This is a genomic window from Anaeromusa sp., assembly GCF_028691475.1.
Classification (GTDB): Bacteria; Bacillota; Negativicutes; order Anaeromusales; family Anaeromusaceae; genus Anaeromusa.
On record NZ_JAQUZF010000050.1, the window covers coordinates 1 to 17,948 of the forward strand.

Here is a 17,948-nt window from a genome sequence, read left to right on the forward strand (position 1 = left end):
GTGCTTTTTTCTTTTACCGGCAACTACCCCAGTCTTTCTAAGGCCGCGCAGCGGCGTGCGACACGCCTGGACGGCGTTAGTGTCGCGCCCGTCAGGACGACAGGGGGCGCGACGGGAGGGATAGGTAGTGCCGGTCAAATAATAGATGTGTTTGTTTTAAAAAAATGATTTTGGTTCCTCCTCGTCCTTTCCCGTCATCTGCGTCAAAACAAGAGCTCGCTCAGCTCCTGCGCAGCCAGCTGAAAGGGAAATACGGGAACTCGCTGTGCTCAGACATCCGTATTTCTAATCCTTTCAGCTGGCCTTGCAGATCCTGCGGACCGCTTCGCTTGCAAAAGTTTTGCCACAGTACACCGCGCTGCGGCATTGGCTTTTCTAAATAAGTAGGTTCTGTCGCTTCGCTCGCAAAAGTTTTGCTACAGACGCCGGGCGCGGACGTTGGCTGCAAATTCTGCTAAAAGAGATGCCTACCTTGTCAAAGGGAGGTGGCGCGAAGCGCCGGTGGGATTGGCTTTTTTAGCTCGGCATCCAGTAAGAGCCACTCATTCAATTAGTTTCGCAACCATCTCTACGTACCCTACGGTTCTCCGATTCTCTTGTTCAATCCTATTCCCTCAAGCCCTTCCTCTACTCCTTCTACTCTTGTTCAAATTCTCGTACCCCTTACGTTCTAATACAGAAAAACCCCGCCAAAGCAGAGGAGTTCTGCCTTGGCGGGATTCACGTTTTAAACCTATGAGATTACAGACGGTTGCTGCAATTAAGTACGTTTTTAATTTTGTGCTGTACCATGTTTTTAATGGCTTCGCGAGCTGGCTTGAGGTACTGCCGGGGATCAAAATCAGCAGGATGTGTCTGCAGATGTTCACGAATGGAAGCCGTCATGGCGAGACGCAGGTCTGTATCAATATTGATTTTGCAGACCCCTTGTTTGCCGGCTTGGAGCAGCATATGTTCTGGAACGCCTTGTGCTCCTTTGAGGTCGCCGCCAAACTCATTGCACTTGGCAACGAATTCGGGCAGGACTGTGGAGGCGCCATGAAGAACTAACGGATAGCCTGGGAGACGTTTGGTGATGATCTCGAGGCGTTCAAAGTCTAAGGTAGGTTCGCCTTTGAATTTGTAGGCTCCATGGCTGGTGCCGATGGCAATGGCCAGAGAGTCACACCCGGTGCGCTCTACAAACTCAACGGCTTGATCCGGATCCGTGTAGGAAGCGTCTTTACCACTGACCTTGATGCTGTCCTCTACGCCTGCTAAGCGGCCTAGTTCTGCTTCAACCACAACGCCGTGGGCATGCGCATATTCTACGACTTTTTTTGTAAGAGCGATGTTCTCTTCAAAGGAGTGCTTGGAGCCGTCAATCATGACAGAGCTAAAGCCTCCGTCAACGCAGGATTTGCAAATCTCAAAATCCTCGCCGTGGTCCAGATGCAGGCAAATAGGAAGATCTGAATCTGCCAAAGCGGCCTCTACCAGTTTAATCAGGTAAATGTGCTTCGCATATTTACGCGCTCCTGCAGACACTTGAAGAATTAATGGTGCTTGTTCTTCTTTGGCTGCATCGACGATACCTTGAATAATTTCCATGTTGTTGACATTGAAAGCGCCAACGGCATACTGACCCTCGTAAGCTTTTTTAAACATAGCGGTGGATGTAACGAGTGGCATACGAGTCCCTCCTTAGATTTGTAATTGGTGTACTCTATTCCCAAATGTATTATACCATATCTTGTACAACAAGGAACATAATGAAACATAAAAGAAGACGCTTTACCATTTATTTTTTGAGATAATTTTTATTTTGCAGCAAATTCTTCATGTCAGATGGCAAGGGGCTGCGGACGCATATCACTTTTTTGGTTAGAGGATGGCGAAAACGCAGGGCATAAGCATGAAGCGCTTGTCTCTGAATCTGTGCCTGTAGTCCGCCGTAAAGATCGTCTCCCAATAAAGGATGTCCGACATAGGCGCAATGAACGCGGATTTGGTGGGTACGTCCTGTTTCTAAATGAAAGCGGACTAACGATGCTTCGGCAGTATGATGACAACAATGATAATGGGTTAGCGCGTTTTGTCCGTCTGCGGCTACGCAGCGCTCGATTAGGCTGCCCGGTTTACGGGCAAGGGGAGCCTGAATACAACCATAATGAGTGGTCCAGTCGCCATGGCAAAGACCTAAGTAGGAGCGTTGTAAATGAAGTAAACTGTCTTTTTGAAAAAAATGCTGGATATCCGGGCGTTTAGCGATAAGAACTAAGCCGGAAGTATTACGGTCCAAGCGATGGACAGGATGATATTCATAATCCCAGCCACAGGTCTGATAATGAGTAAGAACTGCGTCTGCCAGGGTCGCTTCTGGAGGCCCGGCGTGGGGATGGGCTAAAAGCCCGGCAGGTTTATTGACGACGAGAAGGACATCATCTTCATAGGCTATATCGATTGGCAAAGGCGCAACAATTGTCGCTGGATGTTTGGGCCAAGCGAGGATGAGTAAATCTCCCTCTTGCAGCCAATAGCCAGGCGGGGGCGCTTGATCATTACAGAGGATGCGGCCTTCTCTTTGTATACGACGCCATAGACTTTGTGAGAGTCCGCAATGAAGTCGGATAAAATCGCGGATGGAAGTGGGCTTGGGTAATGCAGGAATACGATAGACAAGCATAGTATCGGCCTCCCAAGTGCTTAGCTGGAATTACACAGCAAGTAGTATATCATGAATTGGCTAAAACGGCATAGAGCCTTCTAGGAATGCTTTTATTTTTAGGGCAACCGTGATAAAATTGATAATATTTTGGACGTTTTCATAGTACCAATTTTTAAAGGCATTGGCGGAGATGGGGATAGGTAATGAAAAAAACGACCGTATATTGGTTATTGGTAGTAACGGCATTGTTTTGGGGGGCCAATATTGTTGCCGTTAAGCAGATTGTGAGCGAATTGCCGCCGGTGGCAGCTGTGGGGATGCGCTTTTTCTGGGTTAGTTTGGTTCTTACAGCATGGGTTCTTTTTCGCGAAGGAAAAAAGGCATGGCCCCAGGGGCGGCAGTGGATAGGTCTTTTTTTATTGGGGGTTACTGGAATTTACGGGAATAATGTTCTCGTATTTAAAGGAGTTGCGTTAACAACCGCATCAAATGCAAGTTTATTGATGGCTACGTCACCAGTTTTGACTACCATTTTTGCTTGGCTTTTTTGGAAAGAGCGACTGCGTCTGCTGCAATGGATCGGGGTATTACTTTCGTTTCTCGGGTCTCTTTTGGTAATTACGCGTGGGTCTTGGGATGTCTTAACTTCCATGTCGTTACATCAGGGAGATTTACTGATCTTTGGGGGCGCTTTTTTTTGGACTCTGTATACGCTGCTAGGGAAAAGGGTGATGGGCAGCGGCGGCTTGTCTGCCTTGGCGACGACAGCGTGGTCTAGCTGTATTGGAACGGTGTTCTTATTAGGCATGACCTATTGGGAAGGATATAGAGGGGCTCTGGATTTGACGGCTTGGGGCTGGGTGAGCATGGTTTATATGGTTTTTTGCAGCGGCATCTTGGCATTTTCCTTTTGGAATTACGGGGTACAGCAGATCGGACCGCAACGCGCTGCTATTTTTTCCAATATTATTCCTTTAGCTGGGGTGTTTTCCGCTTGGCTTTTATTAAATGAAGAGATTTTACTGTCGCACGGGTTGGGGGCATTATGCATTTTATGTGGCGTATGGCTGACTACGCAGCAATAATGAAAGCAGGAAATTCAGGGTAAATCGCGAATTTAATTAGTCTATGGTTTCGGTGGGAAGGAGTAGTGGATGGAACTTTCGAAGTACTTTTTGGTAGTGGCGTATGGCTTTGCCGTTTGGACTTTAATTGCGCCTCGTTTTGGAAGTCCTCGTTTTGGCGAACTATTTTTGGCCTATATGACAGCGTTGCTGTTTTCTTTGCAAGCAACAAGCGAGTTGATACTCATCAAACCGGTGGCGTTCTTTTTCACGGTGGGAGGGGTATTTGCTTTTTTCTTTACGGTATTGCGCAGGACAATCCATATTAGCGTACGACATAAATAAAGAGAGGATTTGATAAATATGGCAAAAGAGTGTTCCTTTGACGTGGTTTCTGATTTAGATATGCAAGAAGTGGATAATGCCGTTAATCAATGTGCGAAAGAAATTAAACAGCGTTTTGATTTTCGCGGCAGTAAATCAACGATTTCCTTGGAAGGAGATACGGAGATTCGCATTTTAGCTGATGATGAATACAAACTAAAAAACGTGATTGACATTTTGCAAACGAAAGCAATAAAACGCGGCATTTCCCTCAAAAACTTTGACTATGGCAAAATGGAAACAGCGTCACAGAGCATGGTGAGACAGTCTATTACACTGAAAAAGGGTATTCAAAAAGAGAAAGCCAAGGAAATTGTGGCAGCTATAAAAAACATGAAATTGAAAGTGCAAGGCCAAATCATGGATGATCAAGTCCGAGTCGTCGGAAAAGATAAGGATGATTTGCAACGGGTTATTGGAGAATTAAAACTGAAAGATTTTGGAGTTGATTTGCAGTTCGTCAACTTCCGGTCATAATAACAAAACACCCTATGTGAAGAACGGTTGTGTTGTTCACATGGGGTGTTTCGTTGTTGGGGCTATTCTTCGATTTCGCTGTCGTTACTCCAGCCTAGCTGGTCGAAGATTTTAAAAGCTAGGCTGGCGACAATAGCTACTACCGTTGCCAAGGCCATTCCTTTTAAATTGATGCTGCCAAATTGCAAGCTGGCGCCGCTAATGCCGATGATTAATACGAGCGAGGTTAAAATGAGGTTCCGGGCCCGACTGTAGTCTACCTTGCTTTCTACCAGCATACGTACGCCGGAAGCGGCGATAACGCCGAAGAGCAATAAGGAAACGCCGCCCATGACCGGTACAGGAATGCTTTGAATGGCGGCGGACAGTTTACCGATGAAGGAGAGAATAATCGCCAAGATGGCCGCGCCGCCCATAACCCAGGTGCTGTATACTTTGGTGATGGCTAAAACGCCGATGTTTTCGCCGTAAGTAGTGTTAGGTGTAGAACCGAACAAAGAGGAGAGCATGGTGGAGAGGCCGTTGCCGAGGAGAGAGCGGTCAAGGCCGGGGTCTTTTGTTAAATCTTTGCCGACAATGTTGCCTGTTACGACCAAGTGACCGATATGCTCAGCTACGACAACCAGGGCTGCCGGCAGAATAACGGCAATGGCGCCTAAATGAAACTCAGGAGAATAGAACGTGGGGAAAGAGAACCAAGGAGCTTTTTCAATATTGCTTAAGTTTACCATACCCATGAAAAAGGCCAAACCGTAACCAGCCAAGACGCCTATCAAGATGGGAATAATAGCGAGAAAGCCACGGAAGAGTACAGACCCGAGAATTGTCACAGTCAGTGTAAACAAGGAAACGGTGATGGCGTTGGCATCAATTGTTTTAGCAGTTAAACCAGCCATATCCGCGGCTACCGGAGCTAATTCTAAACCGATAACAGCGACAATGGCGCCCATGGCTGCCGGCGGGAAGACGATGTCAATCCAGCGAATGCCCACAAGGCGGATTAGCAAGGCTACGAGTGTAAAGACCAAACCTGCAGCGAAGAAGCCTCCTAGTACGGAGCCATAACCAAATTGCGGCAGGACTACAAAAACAGGAGAAATAAAGGCAAAACTAGAACCTAAGTAGGCAGGGATTTTGCCTTTGCAAATGAATAAATATAACAAGGTTCCAATTCCGTTGAAGAGAAGAATGGTTGCAGGGTCTACTTTAAATAAAATAGGCACAAGAACCGTAGCGCCAAACATGGCGAAAAGATGTTGCAGGCTTAAAGGCAAGGTTTGTAAAAAGGGAAGTCTTTCATCAACAGGGATCATGCGTTTGCTCATTTGAAACATCCTCCTTAAATAGGCGTTCATAAAAAGACAAAACCTCCTGCCGGCGCAAGAGGTCATAAAATGCAGCGTATGATTGCATGCCTTTTTAGTCTCGCCGGACTAATTTAAAGGTTTTTTTTAATGTACCATGTACCTTTCCGTTTGTCTATGGGTTTAGAAAAAAAGCACTGTACTTTTCAGCGTAACTTTCGATACAATAGTAGAAAATACATACGTGATGAACGCAAAAGCAGCGGTAAGATAGAGAAAGGTGGCTTATTGTAGATGGCGAAAGAAACCAAAAAGGAACAACAACAGGTGTTTGCAGGACAAGCGCCTGCGTTTCGCTATGTCGATCAGGTGGATCGCTGGCGTCAAGAATATGAGCGAGCTAAGGTAGTAGAAGAGACGCTTAGTAAGCTTAGTATTTTGGATTATCGTGAAGTAGACTATTATTCGCAGCTTGAAATCGTTTTGTTTCAAGAGAAGCCGGTTCCCAACTTTGACGATTTATTGGAAGAAAATCGCTTGTTGGCGCAGGGGAAGTTCTTTATGCCTATTGCTTATCGTGCTGGGATTATTGCTTTTTTATTGTTGATTTTGGTATTGAGTCCTAGTACCTTCCTCATGTGGATTATAGCTTGCTTGCTTTTGACGGTTTTTGCTTCCTTGTTTTTTACAGTACAGGACCGGCAGCAAACGATTCAAAAGGTAGTCGTGGAAACCAAGGAGGAAATCAAGCGGCGGATTGAGTACCATCATAAAACTCAGGAAGAGGCGCGGAAGAAGCATGAAGTGGCGGAGCAGGAGCGCGTTGCCGCAGTGGAACGTCTTTTAAGCGGTGACGTTGGCGCTATTTTACTGAAAATGGATGTGGCGTTGTCGTCTTTGGAGGTTGGCTTTTCTGCTGAAGTTAATATTGATTTGTTGGAAGGGGTTCCGCTTTTTCAGATCTGGCTGCCGCCTAAAGCAATTATTCCAACCCAGGTATGCACCTTGTCCCCCGGCGGGCGGCCAGCCTACGAGGATAAGGAGATACGGACGGTAAATAAACAGTACATCGAACTGTGTGCGGCGCTGATTATGCAGGTTTTATCTCGGGTATATGAAGTGGTGCCTACTTTGGACCGCAGCTATGTCATGGGTATGTCGAAAAGCGCTTTAAATAACGAATGCTATATTCATTTATCTTGTACTAGAAATGAAGTCATGCAGGCTTGCCAAGCGACCAAGGGGCTTTTGGCGATTCAGCAATTGCAGGCTGTTTACAATGCAGACCCCATGCTGAACTTATTGCCGATTGAAGAGATTCAGCCGGAAGAATGGGGCAAAGAAGTGAATCTTCAAGCGTTGCGGAGTCTGCATGTTAGGTTGAAAACGCCGCAGTTTTTTAACAAGATTCCTTTAAATGCCGGTAAACAAGAATAAATTAAAAACGTTGGCGACAAGAGCAGCTCTTTGTCCTCAACGTTTTTTTAGTTAGACTAAGAAAGAAATGTCTTTTCGCAAGAGGGTAATGTGTTTTTAGGGAGAATAGTATAATTGATTACTGTTTAACATAAACAGAAGAGGAGGACAATCATGGCTTTTCTTGTGAAAAAATTTGGCGGCAGCTCCGTGGCGACCGCAGAAAAAATTCAAGCAGTGGCGGAGCGTATAATTCGGACTAAAGAAGAACAAGACCGTGTAGTAGTTGTTGTATCAGCCATGGGAGATACGACCGATGAGCTGATCTCTTTGGCGCAAAAAGTATGCGGCGCGCCGTATTCGCACGCTAGAGAGCTTGACCAGCTTTTAACGACAGGCGAGCAAGTATCTATTGCCCTATTGGCCATGGCGCTGCGCAGTAAAGGCTGTCCCGCTATTTCGCTCACAGGACCGCAAGCGGGTATTGCGACAACAGCGGTGTCCTTAAAAGGCAAGATTCGTCGTATTGAACCAAAGCGAGTGCTCGCAGAGCTGGATAAAGGCAAGGTTGTAGTTGTTGCCGGTTTTCAAGGATTGGCTGAGACTGGGGATATTACCACGCTGGGACGAGGCGGGTCGGATACATCGGCCGTGGCCTTGGCAGGCGCTTTGCAAGCAGACGTGTGCGAAATCTTGACCGACGTAGACGGGGTGTATTCGGCGGATCCTCGCATTGTGCCTTCGGCAAGAAAAATGAAAGAAATTACCTATAATGAAATGCTGGAAATGGCGCGTCTCGGAGCGGTAGTTATGCAGCCGCGGGCCGTGGAAATGGGTAAAAATTACGGCATTCCCATTCATGTGCGATCTACTTTTACGGAAATTGCAGGAACGATTATTAGGGAGGGATACACCATGGAAGAGAAAGAATGTGCCGTGCGCGGCGTAACACATGATACTCATGTAGCCAAGGTAGCGGTATTGGGAGTACCAGATCAGCCGGGAATCGCCCATTTGATTTTTTCAGCGCTGGCTCAAGCTAATATTGATGTGGATATGATTGTACAGAGCATACGCACGAATGAAAAAGGAATTATTGATATGGTATTTACGATCGGACAAGATGATGCTGCGCAGACAAGGATATTGATGGAAGAACTTGCGCTTGCACAAAATTTTGGAGGTGTGGAAATTGACGAGGCAGTGGCGAAGGTATCCATTGTCGGCGCTGGAATGTACGGCAGCCCGGGGGTAGCGGCTAAAATGTTTGGCGCTTTGGGAAGTATGGGGATCAATCTAGAGGTAATCAGTACTTCGGAAATCAGCGTTTCTTGTTTGATTCGTGAAGAAAGAACGAAAGAAGCGGTTAATGCAGTGCATGCGCTCTTTTTTCCGGATAAGTAATCGAACGTTGGAGTGTTTCTTGTTGGATAACTTCTGAGGGCCGCTTTGGCGGCCTTTTTACTATATAAGCAAGTCATTTTCCGGTTTTTTACGTGGATGCTTACTCCATGCGCCTTGCGTGTGTTACACTAAGAAAGATAAATGGAATGAGGAGGAACCACTATGTCATTTTCTTTGGCCGCATCTCATGCGAAAGGAAAATTTGCTACTGATAATATTTTTGGCGCCAACGCGGCGGCTGTACAAGCGGAAGCTAAAGTAGGCAAGGAAAAAGTAGTCAATGCGACGATTGGCGCAATTCTTGATGATGAAGGCGTCTTGGCCTGCCTTCCTACGGTGGAAAAAGTTTTTCGCGCATTGCCTACAGTGGATTTGGTTCGTTATTCGCCCATCCCGGGACAGCCGGCTTTTTTGCAAGCGGCTATTGATATGACCTTAGGGGAGCACAAGCCGGAGGCCTACCTGGACGCAGTGGCGACTGCCGGAGGCTGCGGCGTAATTCATCATGCAATCTGGAACTATACGGAACTAGGAGATACTGTACTTACTTCCGATTGGTACTGGGGACCCTATAATGTGCTTTGTCATGATGCGCTGCGAAAATTGGATACGTTTCAGCTTTTTGATGAGAAGCAAAATTTCAATCTTCAAGCCTTCCAGACCAAGGTTGCAGGTGTGTTGGCCAAGCAGGACAGCGTACTGATTATCCTCAATACGCCGGCGCACAATCCTACCGGTTATAGTTTGAGTGATACAGAGTGGGACGGCGTGTTGCAGGTGGCGAAGGAATGCGCGCAAAATCCGGCTAAGCGTATTATTTTGCTGGTGGATGCGGCTTATTTGGAATTTGCCGGAGAAAACAGCGAATGTCGTGCGTTTTTTAGCAAATTCGGCCAATTGCCGCAAAATTTGCTGACCATTGTCGCTTTCAGCATGTCCAAGGCTTTTACGATGTATGGACAGAGAGTAGGGGCTATGATCGGCATTTCTTCTAACAAGGACGTCATTCAGGAGTTTGCGGACATCAATCAATATACCAGTAGGGCTACCTGGTCTAATATCAATACGCCGGCTATGGCGACAATGGCGACGATTTATCATGACGCCCAGTTAAAAGCGGCGGTGGATGCGGAGCGGCAAAGCTTTTACCATTTGATTCGGGAGCGTGCAGAGACATTTGTCAATGAAGCTGCCGAGGTTTCTTTAAATATGTTGCCCTATCGGGCCGGTTTCTTTTTATCCATTCCGGCTAAGAATCCGGAGGCTGTCTGTGAAAAACTGCAGGAAGACTATATTTTTGCAGTACCGCTTGCCCAGGGCATCCGTGTTGCGGTTTGTGCGGTTCCAGCTTATAAGATTAAAGGCATGGCGGAAAAATTCAAGCAAGCTATAGCCAAGACGGAATAAGAGAACGGTCGTTTAACGTGCGCATAGCTGAAAAATGGATGTGATTTTAACAACCGAACAGAAATTGTTCGGTTGTTTCTTATTTAGGGTAAACATGGGATTATTGTCTAGGGTGAAGTAAGTATGGTATAGTAAGAAATGGTGTTATTCATATAAAAATAGAAGCCTTGAAGAAAAACGGAGGTCTTTTTCTATGTTTTCCCTGAAACCGAAGGAAGATGAGTTTTTCAAGTTGTTTGTGGAAAGTTCTCAATTGTTGAGAGAAGGCGCGTTAACATTAAAGCGCGTTACGGAAGATCCTACTCAACTATCCGAGAGTATGCGGCAAATCTATGAATTGGAGCATCAGGCGGATGAGGTTAACGATGCCATTTTGGATCGGTTAAATCAAACCTTTATTACACCGTTAGATCGGGAAGATATTTATGCCTTGGCCAATATGCTGGATAGCGGCGTAGACTTTATTCATGGTATTATTGAAAGAATGACATTGTATGGCGTTACGACCCATAAAGCGGGTGCTGAAGAATTAGGACGCTTGCTTGCGGAATGCACGGAAGAAATTGCCAGTGCCTGCGCCTTACTTGGTAACATCAAAAAAAATCAAGAAAAAATACTAAGTTATGTGCGCATGATTAGTGTCCTTGAAAGCGAAGGAGATCGGTTTTACCGACAAGAAGTAGCGCGCTTGTTCGAATGTACTCCGGATCCGATTGAAGTGATCAAATGGAAAGATATTTTAGAGTATCTGGAAAATGCCTTGGATCATTCCGAAGCCATTGCAGACTTGCTAAGAGGGATGGCCATGAAATATGCCTGATACATTGCTGATTGCAGTTGTGGTTCTTGCCTTAGTCTTTGATTATATCAACGGCTTTCATGATACGGCCAATGCGATTGCTACCTCGGTTTCGACGCGGGCTCTGCCGCCGAGGGTGGCTGTATACATGGCGGCATGTTTGAATTTTGCCGGCGCTATGTACAGTACCGGCGTGGCTAAGACCATCGGCAGTGATATTGTTACGGCGGCCAGTATGGTAAACGAACCTATCATTATCGCTGCTATGGTAGGAGCTATTTTTTGGAATTTATTGACTTGGTGGCTGGGCATTCCCAGCAGCTCGTCCCATGCTCTGATTGGCGGTGTTATGGGGGCCGTTATTATTTCGAAGGGAATGGTAGCGCTAAAGGTTTCCGGAATTGTAAAAATTGTTTTATCCTTAGTTCTGTCGCCGCTGTTGGCGATTGTTTGCGGCTTTTTGGTTATGAATGCATTGTTTTGGGCTTTTCGTAAACAAGCCCCAGCACGGGTCAATCACCAATTTAAGAAGCTGCAGATTTTGGCAGCAGCCATGATGTCTTTTGCGCATGGCTCTAATGACGCGCAAAAAGCGATGGGTATTATTACGCTGGCTTTAGTCAGCGCCGGCTACTTAGATGTGTTTGATGTTCCGTTTTGGGTGAAAGTATCGGCTGCGTTAGCTATGGGCTGTGGTACGGCTTTTGGCGGGTGGCGTATTATCAAAACAATGGGCGCAAAAATTTTCAAGTTGGAGCCTATTAACGGCTTTTCAGCAGATATCAACTCCTCGCTGGTTATTTTTTCAGCAACGCTGTTGCACCTGCCTGTTAGTACAACCCATGTGGTTTCCGGCTCAATTATGGGCGTGGGGGCGGCTAAACGCATTAATGCGGTACGGTGGGGCGTAGCTCAGCAGATGGTTATGGCTTGGGTGTTGACGATTCCGTCTACTGCGCTGGTCAGCGCGTTGACGTACAAATTTATTGAGGTATTGTTCCTTTAATACCCTCTTGAAGGGAGTTTTTCATGATACGCGTGCAACTTACTGATCTGGGGAAAGAAATACCCTGTCCTAAAAATAGGGCTGTGCGTGATTTGCTTGTGCATTATCCTGGCGATGCGGACAAGGTCTTGGCGGTGAGGATTAACCATGAAGTCAAGGACTTGAATACGCTGCTGTTTGAGGATGCAAGCGTTGAATTTCTGGATGTTTCAACTATAGATGGAAATCGGATTTATCAGCGTACTTTGTCTATGGTGCTTGTTGTAGCTGTAAAGGAACTTTTTTTGCAAGATGGCGATGTGAATGTAGAGCATTCGCTGGATGGCGGTTTGTATTGTAAACTGTCAATCAAGCAAGAAGTGGACGCGCAAATTGTAGCGCGCCTAGAGGCAAGAATGCGTGAGATTGTGGCGCAAAAGCGGCCTATTGTAAAGAAAGTACTGCCTCGTACAGAAGCTATTGAGCTGTTTGCTGCGGAAAAACTATATGGCAAGGTACTGTTGCTGGAATCGCTGGAAAGAGAATTTGTCAGCCTCTATTACTGCGGTGACACTCACAACTACTTTTATGGAGCCATGGCTATTAATACGGCGCAAGTCCCTCTTTTTGCGCTGGAGCCGTATCAGGATGGTTTTGTTATGCTCTTTCCATCGCGGGAAGCGCCGCAAGAGGTGCCTGGTTTTCGGGACCGTCCCAAGCTGGCGAAAGTATTTCAGGAGGCGGAGTCTTGGGGCAGCATTTTGGAATGTACTGATGTTGGTTCGCTAAATGGTCATTTGGAGCAAGGAGAAGCGGCATCCTTAGTACGCATTGCTGAGGCCTTGCACGAAAAGAAGATTGCCCAGGTAGCCGATTATATTGCGGAGCATCGGAAAGAAGTGGCACTGGTCTTGATTGCAGGGCCGTCATCATCAGGCAAGACTACCTTTGCGCAGCGTCTCATGATTCAGCTGCGGGTCAATGCGTTGCGGCCAGTGGCAATCTCGTTGGATGATTATTTTGTGGATCGGTCACATACGCCGATAGATGAACAAGGCAAGCCGGATTTCGAGGCGATTGAAGCCATTGATTTGGAGCTGTTTAATCATCATTTGGAGAGGCTGTTAGCCGGCGAAGAGGTAGAGATTCCTCGCTTTGACTTTCGTACAGGACAAAGAGCATTAAGCGGGCGGAGAATTCGAATTACTGACAATCAGCCATTGATTATTGAAGGTATTCACGGCTTGAATGAACGTTTGACAGAAGTCGTTCCGCGGGAGAGAAAGGTTAAAATTTATATCAGCGCCTTAACTCAGCTTTCGTTGGATCAACATAACCGCATTCCGACTACAGATGCGCGTTTGATTCGACGCATTGTCCGCGATCACCAATTCCGCTCGCATGATGCCTTGGCTACTTTGCGGATTTGGCCTTCTGTGCGCAGAGGAGAGCATCGTAATATTTTTCCTTTCCAAGAAGATGCTGATGTTATGTTTAATTCAGCGTTGATTTATGAGCTGGGCATGTTGCGGAAGCATGCACAGCCTTTGTTGGAAGCTATTGGGCCGGAGCATTCGGAATATAGCGAGGCGAAACGGTTGTTGAGCTTCTTAGCGTATTTTCATGCGATTGAAGACGATTTAGTGCCGGCCAATTCGATTCTGCGCGAGTTTATAGGCGGATCGTGCTTTCATTAAAGGGAATCCTTGTGTTTTAAAAACGCGTTCACCGTGAAAAGAAGGGTGAACGCGTTTTTATATATGCATTGAACCCAAAAAAAGAAGAGCCCGCCTAAACGAGCTCTTCTTTGAGGTATAACCGATATTACATCCGGCCGTTAGCTTTGAAGAAGTTGACAGCCACTTCCGGGAAGACGGCATAAGAGAGAACGTCTTCGATCGGAGGATTAGCATAACCAAGCTCTTGCAACTTAGCTTTCAGTTCATCCATCTGCGGAGGAATCTGATCTGCCGGACGGCAAGTGATGATTTCTTCACCGCCGATGATTTTTTCAGCCACTTCGGGGTTAACCGGGCGAATGGTTTTGCCGTATTTACCACGGGCCAAATCTTTTACTTCGCGAGGAACTTGAGAATAACGTTCCTGGCCGAAGCTTTGCATCATGACATTAAAGGTTGCCATGGAGCCAACAATCTGGCTGGTAGGCGTAACAAGCGGAGGATAGCCAAGGTCAGCGCGGACGCGAGGCATTTCTTCAAGCAGCTCGTCGTATTTATCTTCCATACCCTGCTCTTTGAGCTGGTTACGCAGATTGGAAAGCATGCCGCCAGGTACCTGGAAGGTCAAGACTTTCGTGGAGACGTCAAACGCAGTGTTCAGTTTGAAGTCGTTAGACAAGGATTTCTTGACGCCAGAGAAATAATCAGCAACCGGATACAGGTCTTCTTTTTTCAGACCGGTATCGCGTTCGTGACCTTCGAAAGTGGCGATCAGAGACTCGGTGCAAGGCTGTGAAGTACCCATTGCAAACGGCGACAGAGCGCAGTCAACAATATCAACACCAGCTTCAGCAGCTTTTAGGTAGGCCATGGAAGCCATGCCGCTGGTGTAATGGCAATGCAGATGAATCGGCACGCCAATTTTCGGATCTTCCTTCATAGCTTTAACCAATTTGTATGCTTCGTAAGGAGCAATCAAACCAGCCATGTCTTTGATACAGATAGAATCAACACCGCGTTCCACAAGGCTGCGAGCCAATTCCAAGTAGCTTTCGGTGGTATGATACGGGCTGATGGTATATACGCATACGCCTTGGACATGAGCTCCGGCTTTTTTACCAGCGCGGATACCTGTTTCCAGGTTGCGGATGTCATTAAGAGCGTCAAAAATACGAATAACGCCAATGCCGTGTTCAACCATTTTAGCTACGAAAGCTTCCACAACATCATCGGCATAATGGTTGTAGCCCAAGATGTTTTGGCCGCGAAGCAGCATCGAAATCGGAGTTTTGGTAATGTGTTTGCGGAGCGTTTTCAAACGTTCCCAGGGATCTTCGTTCAGAAAACGAAGGCAGGTGTCGAAGGTAGCGCCGCCCCAAGCTTCTAAAGCCCAGTAGCCTACGTTGTCAAGGATTTCCAACTGGGGAAGCATATCGGTAATACGCATCCGGGTAGCTGCGAGCGACTGATGGCCGTCACGCAACACAGTTTCCATAATTCTCAGTGGTTTTTTCGCCATGAACTGTTACCTCCTCCAAATTATCTGTGCAATGTATGTTTTATCATTGTAGAATAACCACATTTGCCAACGCTGTGTACACGACTGAAAAGAGTTATGTAAAAGCGCTAGGTACATTTAGTCGTAAATAAATTAAAATGTCTGTGGGTACGCAACAACGATATAACACATTTTTAATTATAGTTTATTTTCATTAAGGTTGTCAATCTTTTCACAAGTATATAAGTACTTCTGCGGCGGACTTTAAATAAACATTAGTTACAATTAGCTAGAAATAAAATCGAGTAAAAAGTTTCAAATGATGTGTTTCTTGAGTTGCTTTGTCCCGGAGGAAATGAGGGAATATTGTATACATGGGGCGCTCTGAGATAATTACAAACAAATAGGAAGCTCTTTAGAGCAATTTGTAATGCTTGTTATTTTTTTAATGAAAAAAAGCTTGGCGAGACCAAGCTTTTGAAAGTATTCTATTTACCATTTAAATTGGGCGAGGGAATACGGTGCAGCAACACGCTCGCCAAAAGCAGAGGAAACAAAGATACAGCGAGAGAGACCGGGATGCCCCAGAGGTCAGCCCAGGCGCCGCTGATGGCGGCGCCTACGCCGCCCAAACCAAAGGTAAGCCCTAACATCATGCCGGAGGCCATAGCGGCATTTTGGGGCAAAATAGTTTGCGCCCAGACTATGGATGAGGGCAAAGAGCCTTGCAGGCCAGCGCCGCCAAGGAAAATAAGGATCCAAGCCAACCAGGATAAAGAGCTGGAGAAGAGAAACAAGGCTAATGAGGTTAGGGCGAGGAGCAGGCAGCCTTGAATGCAACGGGCATGCCCCCAGCGATCACCAGCCCAACCGCCGCAAAAGCTTCCTAAAGCGCCGCCTAAGAGGTACACCGTAAGGAAGGTGCCTCCCATGGCGGCGGAGGCGCCCCAAAGCGGCAGTAACAGTGGTAGAAACGTTAAAAAAGCTACTTGCGTCCAACAGCGCAGCGTCATGGCGGTATTTAATAACAAAAGAGGTTTAGATCGATACCAAGAGGGGGCTGTGGTGTCTTCTTTAAAAGCAAATTGATGCTGGTCGCGAAGCGGTACCAAATGCAAACGGGAAGCAAGGCACGCAGCAGCGAGGGCAAGGGCCGGAAAGAAAAGGAACCAAAGACTTTCAAGTCCCCATGTGGAAAGATAGCCTGTCAGCAGAGCTGGAGCAACCGCAAAACCAATATTGCCGCCACTGATGAACAAGGACATAGAAAACGCCCGGTGGGATGGATCGGTGACGCGCGCCACCAGGGCGGACGCCAGCGGATGGAATACAGAAGAGACCGTACCGGCGACGGCGACCAATAAAAATAAAAAAAGCGGTGAAGGCGCTTCGCCGCTTAAACAGATGAAAAACGCACTGCCTGGAATTGTGGCTAAGAGAGGCCATGTGGCTCCCTGTCGATCAACCCAATAACCAAAAAACGGCTGCAGAAGACAAGAAGTGATGGCGTAGACCATGGCCAGCAGGCCGCCTGTGGTGAGGGAAATGTGCATGGTATCTACCAGAAAAGGCAGCATGGGGGGCAGGAAATTATTATAAAAATCACTGGTGAAATGAGTCAATGCCAAAAGCAGCACCCAGCCCCAATATTGGCGGAAGCCCCAGACTGTTTTACTGTTCATGGAGTGGAGCCGCCGGAGTGTCTGGGCCTAATGCTTGGGTGATTTGTACTTTAATATTGTCAATATATTGCCGGCGAAGCAGAAGTTGTTCCTGCTTTTCTTCTTCCGTCAAGCCGATGGAGCGTTGCTTGCGCGATAAGGCGTTGATGCGTTCAATCGTTTCCAGTGTCATAAAATGAGTCATCCTTTCGTAATTACACAACAAAATTGCTTTTAATGAAGAAATTATATCATGTAGACAGTATAGCATAAAAGGCTACACGTAAAAAAGATGCAAAGCCGTCCAGGCATCGCATCTTTTACTCGCTTTTCAACAGATACTTTAAGTTGGGGGAGTAGACTTACCTTTCAAGTTGGCAATCGCCTGTTGGTAAGTTTCTGATTGACGGAACTGATTTCCCCTAGCCTCCGCTTCTGCCGGCGTGAATTCTTCCATTAACTGCAGCATTTGCTGCATAATGGCAGGAACTATCTCAAGAGGAATTACTTTTTTGGCAGCCATTTCTTTTAAGGCTAACCTTGCATAGCCAAGAGCTTGAGAGCGAGTGTAGCAGTCAGTATCGTACACGTGAATCACTCCTTTTAGTATGATGCATCTTTATTGATAATAAAATTCGTCTTACTATGTCATTTTCCTGCGTTATATTATGATAAGTTCAATCTTTTGTCACAAAGACGCCAAATATTTGCCATGTCTGAACGATACAATAAAGACACAAACAAAACAGGAGGGATTAACAATGATGAAAAAAAGATGGATAGCAACTTTGGCTGCTGGGGTAATTCTTGTTTCGGCTGCATGGGTATCGGCGGCGCCTATGGGTCCTATGGGCGGTGGTCCAGTAGCTGGCGGCGAGCGTCCTTGTTTGTTTAACAACGCCACCTGGACGGATGCGCAGAAAGCAGAGTTTCAACAGGATATGGCAGCGCATCACGAGAAAATGCTGGTTTTGAAAAAAGACTTTTTGAATCAAGAAGTAGCAAAGGGTTTGATTAGCCGAGAACAGGCTGACCAACACCTGCAATTCATGCAAGACCGCATGGAATGGATGAAAGCGCACCCGGGTGAAATGGGCAAACATCATCGCGGTATGATGAACGGAGCAGGCAGAGGGAATATGCCGTGCCAGACTGCTCCTGGTGGAACTCAAAACCAATAATAGTATCTGCAGTAGACAAATGCGAGCCAGTAAAAGCCTGGC

17 protein-coding genes are annotated in these 17,948 nt (G+C 46.6%); 10 read left to right on the forward strand and 7 right to left on the reverse strand.

Going from position 1 to position 17,948, the window contains the following annotated elements:
* Positions 1-741 precede the first annotated feature (741 nt).
* Together fba and PHF27_RS08120 are read right to left on the reverse strand one after the other, a co-directional pair.
* The gene (gene fba / locus PHF27_RS08115) at positions 742-1,671 is read right to left on the reverse strand and encodes a class II fructose-1,6-bisphosphate aldolase (protein ID WP_300068302.1); all 930 of its coding nucleotides are present in this window, start codon (positions 1,669-1,671) and stop codon (positions 742-744) included.
* 109 nt (positions 1,672-1,780) lie between these two features.
* The gene (locus tag PHF27_RS08120) at positions 1,781-2,665 is read right to left on the reverse strand and encodes an RluA family pseudouridine synthase (RefSeq protein ID WP_300068305.1); all 885 of its coding nucleotides are present in this window, start codon (positions 2,663-2,665) and stop codon (positions 1,781-1,783) included.
* 185 nt (positions 2,666-2,850) lie between these two features.
* On the opposite strand from PHF27_RS08120, the gene PHF27_RS08125 reads away from it, so the two are divergent.
* The 3 genes from PHF27_RS08125 (at position 2,851) to PHF27_RS08135 (ending at position 4,572) form a co-directional block, all read left to right on the forward strand.
* Positions 2,851-3,732, forward strand: coding sequence for a DMT family transporter (locus PHF27_RS08125; RefSeq protein WP_300068308.1), 882 nt, complete (start codon positions 2,851-2,853; stop codon positions 3,730-3,732).
* Positions 3,733-3,801: 69 nt separating this feature from the next.
* Complete coding sequence (locus PHF27_RS08130) at positions 3,802-4,056, forward strand: hypothetical protein (protein WP_300068311.1); 255 nt, start codon at positions 3,802-3,804, stop codon at positions 4,054-4,056.
* 18 nt (positions 4,057-4,074) lie between these two features.
* Positions 4,075-4,572 (forward strand): YajQ family cyclic di-GMP-binding protein, encoded by a 498-nt coding sequence (locus tag PHF27_RS08135; RefSeq protein ID WP_300068314.1) that lies wholly within the window; start codon positions 4,075-4,077, stop codon positions 4,570-4,572.
* Between the two features lie 62 nt (positions 4,573-4,634).
* Here the strand turns inward: PHF27_RS08135 and uraA are convergent, their stop codons facing one another.
* Positions 4,635-5,897 (reverse strand): uracil permease, encoded by a 1,263-nt coding sequence (gene uraA, locus PHF27_RS08140; protein ID WP_300068317.1) that lies wholly within the window; start codon positions 5,895-5,897, stop codon positions 4,635-4,637.
* A gap of 273 nt (positions 5,898-6,170) precedes the next feature.
* Between uraA and PHF27_RS08145 the strand changes: the two genes are divergently transcribed.
* From PHF27_RS08145 to PHF27_RS08170, 6 genes are all read left to right on the forward strand, one after another.
* Positions 6,171-7,313, forward strand: a complete 1,143-nt coding sequence (locus tag PHF27_RS08145) for a hypothetical protein (protein WP_300068321.1) — start codon at positions 6,171-6,173, stop codon at positions 7,311-7,313.
* A 153-nt stretch (positions 7,314-7,466) separates the two neighbouring features.
* Positions 7,467-8,696: an aspartate kinase gene (locus PHF27_RS08150; protein ID WP_300068324.1), complete on the forward strand. Its 1,230-nt coding sequence runs from the start codon at positions 7,467-7,469 to the stop codon at positions 8,694-8,696.
* Positions 8,697-8,858: 162 nt separating this feature from the next.
* Positions 8,859-10,103: an aminotransferase class I/II-fold pyridoxal phosphate-dependent enzyme gene (locus PHF27_RS08155; protein ID WP_300068327.1), complete on the forward strand. Its 1,245-nt coding sequence runs from the start codon at positions 8,859-8,861 to the stop codon at positions 10,101-10,103.
* A 193-nt stretch (positions 10,104-10,296) separates the two neighbouring features.
* Complete coding sequence (locus PHF27_RS08160; RefSeq protein ID WP_300068330.1) at positions 10,297-10,923, forward strand: DUF47 family protein; 627 nt, start codon at positions 10,297-10,299, stop codon at positions 10,921-10,923.
* Positions 10,916-11,908 (forward strand): inorganic phosphate transporter, encoded by a 993-nt coding sequence (locus PHF27_RS08165; protein WP_300068333.1) that lies wholly within the window; start codon positions 10,916-10,918, stop codon positions 11,906-11,908. Before PHF27_RS08160 ends, PHF27_RS08165 begins: the two co-directional genes overlap by 8 nt.
* Before the next feature lie 23 nt (positions 11,909-11,931).
* Entirely contained in the window at positions 11,932-13,584 is a 1,653-nt protein-coding gene (locus PHF27_RS08170) for a nucleoside kinase (RefSeq protein ID WP_300068335.1), read from the forward strand.
* A gap of 127 nt (positions 13,585-13,711) precedes the next feature.
* Here the strand turns inward: PHF27_RS08170 and PHF27_RS08175 are convergent, their stop codons facing one another.
* The 4 genes from PHF27_RS08175 to PHF27_RS08190 all read right to left on the reverse strand — a co-directional run bounded on the left by PHF27_RS08175 (position 13,712) and on the right by PHF27_RS08190 (position 17,314).
* Complete coding sequence (locus tag PHF27_RS08175; RefSeq protein WP_300068338.1) at positions 13,712-15,085, reverse strand: pyruvate carboxylase subunit B; 1,374 nt, start codon at positions 15,083-15,085, stop codon at positions 13,712-13,714.
* Between the two features lie 467 nt (positions 15,086-15,552).
* Positions 15,553-16,746 (reverse strand): MFS transporter, encoded by a 1,194-nt coding sequence (locus PHF27_RS08180; RefSeq protein ID WP_300068341.1) that lies wholly within the window; start codon positions 16,744-16,746, stop codon positions 15,553-15,555.
* Positions 16,736-16,918, reverse strand: coding sequence for a DUF896 domain-containing protein (locus PHF27_RS08185; protein WP_300068344.1), 183 nt, complete (start codon positions 16,916-16,918; stop codon positions 16,736-16,738). Before PHF27_RS08185 ends, PHF27_RS08180 begins: the two co-directional genes overlap by 11 nt.
* 150 nt (positions 16,919-17,068) lie before the next feature.
* The gene (locus PHF27_RS08190; protein ID WP_300068347.1) at positions 17,069-17,314 is read right to left on the reverse strand and encodes a hypothetical protein; all 246 of its coding nucleotides are present in this window, start codon (positions 17,312-17,314) and stop codon (positions 17,069-17,071) included.
* Positions 17,315-17,486: 172 nt separating this feature from the next.
* Here PHF27_RS08190 and PHF27_RS08195 point away from each other — a divergent pair, with 172 nt between their 5' ends.
* Positions 17,487-17,906 carry a hypothetical protein gene (locus tag PHF27_RS08195; protein ID WP_300068350.1) on the forward strand — a complete coding sequence of 140 codons (420 nt, stop codon included), beginning with the start codon at positions 17,487-17,489 and terminating at the stop codon, positions 17,904-17,906.
* Positions 17,907-17,948 lie beyond the last annotated feature (42 nt).

Bases quoted from the DNA above. Each gene is read 5' to 3' on its own strand.
- PHF27_RS08170 (WP_300068335.1), top strand. From the start codon at position 11,932: ATGATACGCGTGCAACTTACTGATCTGGGGAAAGAAATACCCTGTCCT.
- PHF27_RS08135 (WP_300068314.1), top strand. From the start codon at position 4,075: ATGGCAAAAGAGTGTTCCTTTGACGTGGTTTCTGATTTAGATATGCAA.
- PHF27_RS08150 (WP_300068324.1), top strand. From the start codon at position 7,467: ATGGCTTTTCTTGTGAAAAAATTTGGCGGCAGCTCCGTGGCGACCGCA.
- uraA (WP_300068317.1), bottom strand. From the start codon at position 5,897: ATGAGCAAACGCATGATCCCTGTTGATGAAAGACTTCCCTTTTTACAA.
- PHF27_RS08145 (WP_300068321.1), top strand. From the start codon at position 6,171: ATGGCGAAAGAAACCAAAAAGGAACAACAACAGGTGTTTGCAGGACAA.
- fba (WP_300068302.1), bottom strand. From the start codon at position 1,671: ATGCCACTCGTTACATCCACCGCTATGTTTAAAAAAGCTTACGAGGGT.
- PHF27_RS08185 (WP_300068344.1), bottom strand. From the start codon at position 16,918: ATGACACTGGAAACGATTGAACGCATCAACGCCTTATCGCGCAAGCAA.
- PHF27_RS08195 (WP_300068350.1), top strand. From the start codon at position 17,487: ATGATGAAAAAAAGATGGATAGCAACTTTGGCTGCTGGGGTAATTCTT.
- PHF27_RS08155 (WP_300068327.1), top strand. From the start codon at position 8,859: ATGTCATTTTCTTTGGCCGCATCTCATGCGAAAGGAAAATTTGCTACT.
- PHF27_RS08120 (WP_300068305.1), bottom strand. From the start codon at position 2,665: ATGCTTGTCTATCGTATTCCTGCATTACCCAAGCCCACTTCCATCCGC.
- PHF27_RS08130 (WP_300068311.1), top strand. From the start codon at position 3,802: ATGGAACTTTCGAAGTACTTTTTGGTAGTGGCGTATGGCTTTGCCGTT.
- PHF27_RS08165 (WP_300068333.1), top strand. From the start codon at position 10,916: ATGCCTGATACATTGCTGATTGCAGTTGTGGTTCTTGCCTTAGTCTTT.
- PHF27_RS08125 (WP_300068308.1), top strand. From the start codon at position 2,851: ATGAAAAAAACGACCGTATATTGGTTATTGGTAGTAACGGCATTGTTT.
- PHF27_RS08175 (WP_300068338.1), bottom strand. From the start codon at position 15,085: ATGGCGAAAAAACCACTGAGAATTATGGAAACTGTGTTGCGTGACGGC.
- PHF27_RS08160 (WP_300068330.1), top strand. From the start codon at position 10,297: ATGTTTTCCCTGAAACCGAAGGAAGATGAGTTTTTCAAGTTGTTTGTG.
- PHF27_RS08180 (WP_300068341.1), bottom strand. From the start codon at position 16,746: ATGAACAGTAAAACAGTCTGGGGCTTCCGCCAATATTGGGGCTGGGTG.